Origin of the sequence: Mesorhizobium sp. M7A.F.Ca.ET.027.03.2.1 (assembly GCF_003999175.1) — a bacterium.
Classification (GTDB): Bacteria; Pseudomonadota; Alphaproteobacteria; order Rhizobiales; family Rhizobiaceae; genus Mesorhizobium.
Genome location: NZ_RZOM01000262.1, coordinates 1 through 6387, shown reverse-complemented (window position 1 = coordinate 6387; position 6387 = coordinate 1). Strand labels below are relative to the sequence as shown.

The window sequence follows — 6387 nt, the reverse complement described above, 5'->3', positions numbered from 1 at the left end:
ACATTGGCCGGACACGCTTTTCAGCTTGACGATTGGGCGGAGCGTATCATTCGCCGCATCTACGGGCCGCGCGATGAGAGTGGTCTGCGGCAGGTTCGCACGGCCTTCATCATGGTGCCGCGCGGGGCACGCAAGACCTCTCAGATCGGCGCCGGACTTGCCTGCCTCCATACGTTCGGCCCGGAGCGTGTACCACATGGGCAAGCCATTGCGGCGGCTGCGGACGCCAAGCAGGCTCGCATCGCTTATGGCGAGGTGCTTGGTATTGTGGAGTCGGACAGCAGCGTTGCTGCAAAGCTGAAGCTTCGGCCAGGCACGGCTAAAATTGTTCACCCACGCAAGGGCGCAACATTCGAGGCGATTTCCAGCGACGGCGCGACCCAGCATGGGCGCACGCCGAATTTTCTTCTTACGGATGAGCTCCATGCGTGGAAGGGCCGTGATCTTTGGGAGGCATTGCGCACCGGCTTGGCGAAGACGGCAGGCAGCTTGAACGTCATCATCACCACGGCGGGACGTGGCCAGGAAAACCTGGCTTATGACCTTTACGACTACGTGCGACGGGTGGCGCGCGGCGAGGTTGACGATCCGAGTTTTCTTCCGATCCTATTCCAAGCGCCAGCCGACGCAGACTGGCGTAACGAGGCCATGTGGCACGCCGTTAACCCTGGCTTGGCGCTTGGCTATCCTGATCTTGCCGGCTTGCGGGCAATGGCGCGCGAGGCCGAAGCAAGGCCGGCCGAACGTGAGGCCTTCAAGCAGTATCATTGCAACTTTTGGCTCGACCACAGCGCTTCGCCATTCGTGGAAATGGCCACCTATGACGAAGGCGCCGAGCCGATCGATCTTGCGACATTGGCAGGCGGACCGTGTTGGCTCGGGGTCGATTTATCGTCATCCGGCGACCTCACCGTAATCGTCGCGGCGTTCCGTTTCGGGGATGGCTATGTTGTCGTGCCGTGGTTTTTTTGCCCGGCAGAGAACCTGCGAGCGCGGCAGGAAGCATCCGGGGCGCCCTATGTACGATGGGCAGACGAGGGATTGATAACGGCCACGCCTGGCAACGTAGTCGACTTCCGTGCGGTCGAGGACAAGATACGCGAGCTATGCGACGAGTTCGACGTGCGGGAAATCGCGTTCGACCCGGCATTGGCCAGGAACACGCTGAACAACCTCTTGGAAGACGGCTTCCCAGCCGTGGAGCACCGGCAGGGTTCGCTGTCCATGATGCCGGCGATTGCCGAATTGGAACGGGCGATCGTCGCCAAGAGGTTCAAGCATGGCGGGCATGAAATCCTCCGCTTCTGCTTCGCCAATGTCGAAGTCGAGACAAACAGCCACGGCCACAAGGTGCGCCTGCACAAGGGCAAGCGTCATCTGTCGATCGACGGCGCGATTGCCGCGGCAATGGCCGTAAATCGTGCGGCTGCGGGCGGTAGCGCTGAAAGCGGCAGCCTTTACGACGACCCGGCGTGGGAGACGGCGCTAGCGGCGTTTGGGTAGGCGATCAATTCAGCCGTCTGTAAGCCTCAATCTGCTTCTCGTAGCAGTATTTGACCATGCGATAGTCGAACCCAACGGGCTTTCGCCATTCGTTGGCACACTTGCCTAGAATCTCACGCTCAACTGGAGTTGCGGAATCTGCCACCGGCTTCATTGCCTGCAATGCTTCGGTCTGTTGGTTGATGCAGTATTCTTGCATTCGATAGTCGCCCTGCCACTCCGCCGCGCAGTTAGTGCGAATTTCCGACATAGTGGAATCCGTCTTCGCGGGCTCAGGCTCAGGTTTCGGCAGTTGAGCACCGAGCAAGGCAAAATCAAGAACGGCTTGGGTCTGCGCATTAGCGATGCAATCGATGTCTGCCCCACAAGCGGCTCGGGTCTTCAGAAAGCCCCGAGCCGTAGCTAAGGCAGCTTTTCGATTCTTCGCCTTGGCCTGGTTGAATGCGTCAGTTGTGAGTTGGTCATTTTTCGCGAGTTGCGCGTTGGTGCAGATCGCCTTTTCGTCCGCGTTCGTAGCCTTGGCACAGTCAAAACTCGGAGAAGCAGCGAAAGCCAGGGGCGCGCCAAGCAACAATGTGACGACCACTGCTACTGTTATGCGCATCGATGAAACCAAGCGAGCACCCTCCCTGAACCAGCAAAAGCTAACTGTCGAACTTCACTTCGCCAGGTTCATTTCGTAGTACGCCTTGGCCTGACTTTCAGTGCAATCGTTGACCATCACCCAATCCGTCCTGCCTTGCTTGTCGCCCCACCGTTGGCGGCAGAGACGGATTATTTTCGTAATGGTGGGGCTGTTTTCGGCGGCCATTTTTGTTGCGAAGGCAGAAATCAAAGCGTCCTGCTGGCTTTTGCGGCAATCCTGCTGCATCACGTAATCATCGCCCCAACGCTCTTGACAGAACGAGATGATCTTTGGGTCTGTCGTGTCTTTTGCAAATGTCGGAGAAATAGCCACGCCAACAAACGCTGCGCAGCAGACCACACGAAACATCTTCCCCTCCCATTCCTGCGTCACCGTCGCACGCCGAGCGGACGTGAGTCTAGGCGTTGACCAATTTCACTCCCTTGACCTGCACAGGCATTTGTTCCTATTTCGTTCTCATGCCGGAACCGTATTGGCCAAAAACGAAAATCTTTCCGCTGTCAGCGCTCAATGAGACGCGGAGCTTGGTCCGTGTCACCTGCCGCTACTGTAAGAGGACGCACAACTATCGCCCTGACGACTTGATTCAGATTTTCGGCGATGTCGACGTTGACTCGCTAATGCGCCGGATGCGCTGCGAGGCTGGCGACCACGGGCCGCTGGACGTGAAGGGGTTCGTTCCAAGCGGGAGTGAAGCCGTAGGTCTGCGCATCCGGCGGCTGGTCTCGCTCAAAATCCACCGCGTGCCTGTGTGGCGGGAGGATTAGTTCAAGATGCGCTGCCGACCTTTGCGGACTTTTTATCAGGATACTTTTTGGTAGCTACGATCTTCTTCCCGCACCAAGGGCAATGGCTGATCGAGACGCCGCTTTCCCGTGCAAAATAACCTTCGCTAGTAACTGGCATCATATAAAAGGAGTTGGATTCCTTGCTAGCGAAATTGCTGACGAAGATGAACTTCTCCTCGTCTACGGCATCCTTCAGCAGATCGCAGCAACTAGGCGCCACGTCCCATTCAAAATTCCCGCCGATATGATCTTCGTTCTGATCGAATTCCATTCGATTGGCCATGAATGATTCCCTCCCTTTTCTACGCCAAACTGACATGTCATATCCGGAGCTACAAGCCTCGACCACGGTAGAGCGGGCCAACTTAGTCAACGGGTAGAGCAGTCGGCCAGCCGCTGGTGTCGATTGGCATTAGGAATTCAAACGCATCAAGACTGGAGCCAAAGTCGCCGTTGAAGTCCTGTACGGCTCCATCTTTTCCTACCAAGACAATCTGGTGTGCCTCTTCCGCAGGGTCGACAGCCCACCAATAGCCCTCGCTGACAGCTCCTGGGTCGACCTTCCCCGTCTGCGGCCAGGCGCTGGTATCGACGTGCTGGAGCAGCTCGAATTCGAATAGGTCAAATGGGTCAGAGTCTCCAATGCGATTGGCCATTTGGCCGAATGAATAAGTACCTACATCGATAATCTCGGGCCGGCCGTCGTCCTGCCGAATGCTAATCGCCCACCAATAACCATTCTGCGTCTGCATGACTTCCTCCAAATGCTCTTTAGGGCCGGAGCCGCGCGTGAGCGAGGCCGCGAGCCGGGTTGTTTTGGGAGTTATGTCGGGCAGTCGTGCTGCTTCTTGCTTCTCTTCGACGTAGGCTCGTCGGTTATCACGCGGCTTTTTCATAAGGTGCCAAGGGCCGCTTCTCTCAAGGCAGACATCAGCATCGCCCAACTGCCGCGGGCGTGCAAGTACCTACGTCGGCTTGTCCACCAGCGGCGTCTTCCTCGTGGGCGGCTTGTAGGCCGTCACCAGCCTGAGCGTGTCCATGTTCACCGTGACCGGGATGCCAAGGTTCACCCGTCACCCAATCCCCGTCGATATGCGTGACGTCGCCGACCAGTTCCAACGGCTGGCCCTTCTTCACCTTGGATGTTCTGTCAACAATCGAGTGTGGAAAGCGATAGGACGGGATTGAGACGCTGACGCGATCCTCGGTGACGCGTCGCCGGACGGTCGCTGTGATCGCAACCTCGTCGCCGATCTTAATGCCCCTGGCCATGCCCATGACTCTGGCGCGGCCAGCGGCTTCGTCAAGCGGCTGCTAATGTAACGACGGCCCGCCTCGCGCGGGCTTTTTAATATGCCTAGAAAAAATGATACAATGTAGCATTGACTAAAGAGGCGAAAACTACTACATTGTATCACTATGGCCAAACTTCCTCGCATGCCGGAGTTCGAACGCATGATGCTCTATCGCACGGCGCGCACGCTCGCGCGTCTCACGGTTCGCGACCTGGCGGCCGAGGCAGACGTCTCAACCGCTACAATCACGAAGCTCGAAAACGGCAAAGAACTGAAACCAGCGACCCTCGTCAAAATCCGGGATGTCCTTGAGAAGAACGGGGTCGAATTCATCCCGCACAAGACATGGGACGAGTGGGTGCAGCCGCGGCTCGAAGGAGGCGCCTGATGCGTGCTGACAACGACAATATGCCAGCCGCGCTGCTTTGGACTGCAAAGCAAACGGCCGCCGCACTTGGCATTACAACGAAAACGCTCCTTGCACATACTAGGAGCGGCGAACTTGCTTACGTCCCTATTGGCTGCGGCGCCAAGCGCCCGCGAATGGGTTTTATCCCTTGCGATGTTACGGATTTCATTGCCAGAAGGAGGACACGCGATTGTCCGTCTACAAACCCAAGAACAGCCCATATTACCAATTTGACTTCCAAGTCGGTGGCCAGCGGTTTCACGGCTCTACGGGCTGCAAAAATGAGCGAGATGCGCGCGGCGTAGAACGCGACCAGCGGGACAAGGCTAAGGCTGCTATCAAGGCAGCCAGGGCCGCAGGCGGAGGACCACTCACAATCGATGATGCCGCAGCACGCTACTGGCGAGAAGTCGGCGAGCACCACGCAAACGCGAAAACCACGTGGACCGACCTTGGACGGCTGGTGGATTATTTCGGACCGGCAAAGCTCCTTGTCGACATTAACGACGATGAGGTTGCCAAGCTAGTTCAGTGGCGGCGCTCGCAATCGGCGTGGGGACGCGCGCAGACAAAGGACGGCGAGGCAATGCACCTTGTGTCCGCTGCCACTGTGAACCGCTCCACTACGCTCGTGCTCAAGAAGATATTCACCCGCGCGAAACGAACTTGGCGTCACACCTTCCCCGTTGAACCGAATTGGCATGACCATTTCCTTGCCGAGCCAAAGGAGCGCGTTCGGGAATTGCGTGGGAATGAAAGCGCGGCCCTTCGGCTGGCGACGAGATCCGATTACACGCCGATTTTTGAATTTGCCCGCGCTACCGGAATGCGCTTGGACGAATGCCTTTTGCGATGGCAGGACGTTGATTGGGAGACAGGCTGGATTGTCACAATTGGCAAGGGCGGCGCAACCGTCAAAACCGCCCTCACCTCGACGGTGCGTGGCATCCTGCTGCCCTTGCGCAAGCATCACACCGAGTGGGTGTTTACGTATGAGGCAAAGCGGGCGCGAAAGGCCGATGCTGGCTACAAAGGTGATGGTGACTCCCGTGAACGCGGGAAACGATACCCGGTGACCTACGAGGGATTGAAATCGCAGTGGAAGCGCGTCCGCAAAGCGGCTGGTGTATCCGACTTTCGCTTTCATGATTTCCGACACGACCTTGCAACCAAGCTTCTGCGCGCCACAGGCAATCTGAAGACGGTGCAGAAAGCGCTAAGTCACGCCGACATAAAGACCACGACGCGTTACGCGCACGTGCTCGATGAGGAAGTTGCGACAGCCATGGAGGCGTTGCAAAAGCAAGGCACTGAGTCCCGAAAAAAGTCCCGAACCCCGAAACGGAAACGGGCTTAATCATTGAAAGAACTATCAAAAACGGAAAACGCCTATTTTCCTGGGGGTCAAGGGGTCGTCGGTTCGAATCCGGCCACTCCGACCAATTCAAAGCAGGACTTTCCCCCGAAGTCCGCCCCTCCAGATGCCCCGGTCAGCCCGGCCAAATCTCGGATCGGGGCACCATCTCCTGTGCGCTTGAGCTCCGGCTTGGTGCTAATGCTACCTCTGGCACACATCCACCCACTCAGCGCCGGTAATCTCAACCATGCGCTGCGGTGCAATCCGCACCGCGGCGTTGGTGGCGCCTGCCGCAGGCACCACTTCGTCAAACTCGCGCAGCGATACGTCGCAATAGACCGGCAGCGGCGCCGGCAGGCCGAACGGGCAGACGCCGCCGACCGGGCGGC

The 6387-nt window shown here is 57.9% G+C and carries 8 protein-coding genes; 3 read left to right on the top strand and 5 right to left on the bottom strand.

Annotation, left to right across the window (positions count from 1 at the left end; all coding sequences use genetic code 11):
• Nucleotides 1–1503, top strand: a 1503-nt coding sequence (locus tag EN750_RS13790; RefSeq protein ID WP_127396739.1) for a terminase TerL endonuclease subunit, incomplete at its 5' end; no start/stop codon positions are given.
• Nucleotides 1504–1507: 4 nt separating this feature from the next.
• Here the strand turns inward: EN750_RS13790 and EN750_RS13785 are convergent.
• From EN750_RS13785 to EN750_RS13770, 4 genes are all read right to left on the bottom strand, one after another.
• Nucleotides 1508–2119: a hypothetical protein gene (locus EN750_RS13785; protein ID WP_127396738.1), complete on the bottom strand. Its 612-nt coding sequence runs from the start codon at nt 2117–2119 to the stop codon at nt 1508–1510.
• Between the two features lie 42 nt (nt 2120–2161).
• Entirely contained in the window at nt 2162–2497 is a 336-nt protein-coding gene (locus tag EN750_RS13780; protein ID WP_127396737.1) for a hypothetical protein, read from the bottom strand.
• 420 nt (nt 2498–2917) lie between these two features.
• On the bottom strand, nt 2918–3220 hold the full coding sequence (locus EN750_RS13775; protein ID WP_127396736.1) for a hypothetical protein: 303 nt from the start codon (nt 3218–3220) through the stop codon (nt 2918–2920).
• Nucleotides 3221–3302: 82 nt separating this feature from the next.
• Nucleotides 3303–3833, bottom strand: a complete 531-nt coding sequence (locus tag EN750_RS13770; RefSeq protein ID WP_127396735.1) for a hypothetical protein — start codon at nt 3831–3833, stop codon at nt 3303–3305.
• A gap of 541 nt (nt 3834–4374) precedes the next feature.
• Between EN750_RS13770 and EN750_RS13760 the strand changes: the two genes are divergently transcribed.
• Nucleotides 4375–4620, top strand: coding sequence for a helix-turn-helix transcriptional regulator (locus EN750_RS13760; RefSeq protein ID WP_245482701.1), 246 nt, complete (start codon nt 4375–4377; stop codon nt 4618–4620).
• Nucleotides 4621–4831: 211 nt separating this feature from the next.
• Entirely contained in the window at nt 4832–5998 is a 1167-nt protein-coding gene (locus EN750_RS13755) for a tyrosine-type recombinase/integrase (protein WP_127396734.1), read from the top strand.
• A 201-nt stretch (nt 5999–6199) separates the two neighbouring features.
• On the opposite strand, the gene EN750_RS13750 is transcribed toward EN750_RS13755, so the two are convergent.
• Nucleotides 6200–6387: YbaK/EbsC family protein (locus EN750_RS13750; RefSeq protein WP_281062294.1), on the bottom strand; the 188-nt coding region annotated here is incomplete at its 5' end.

What these genes read in the sequence shown, in the direction of transcription:
- EN750_RS13780 (WP_127396737.1), bottom strand. Translation starts at nt 2,497, where the DNA reads ATGTTTCGTGTGGTCTGCTGCGCAGCGTTTGTTGGCGTGGCTATTTCT.
- EN750_RS13775 (WP_127396736.1), bottom strand. Translation starts at nt 3,220, where the DNA reads ATGGCCAATCGAATGGAATTCGATCAGAACGAAGATCATATCGGCGGG.
- EN750_RS13770 (WP_127396735.1), bottom strand. Translation starts at nt 3,833, where the DNA reads ATGAAAAAGCCGCGTGATAACCGACGAGCCTACGTCGAAGAGAAGCAA.
- EN750_RS13760 (WP_245482701.1), top strand. Translation starts at nt 4,375, where the DNA reads ATGCCGGAGTTCGAACGCATGATGCTCTATCGCACGGCGCGCACGCTC.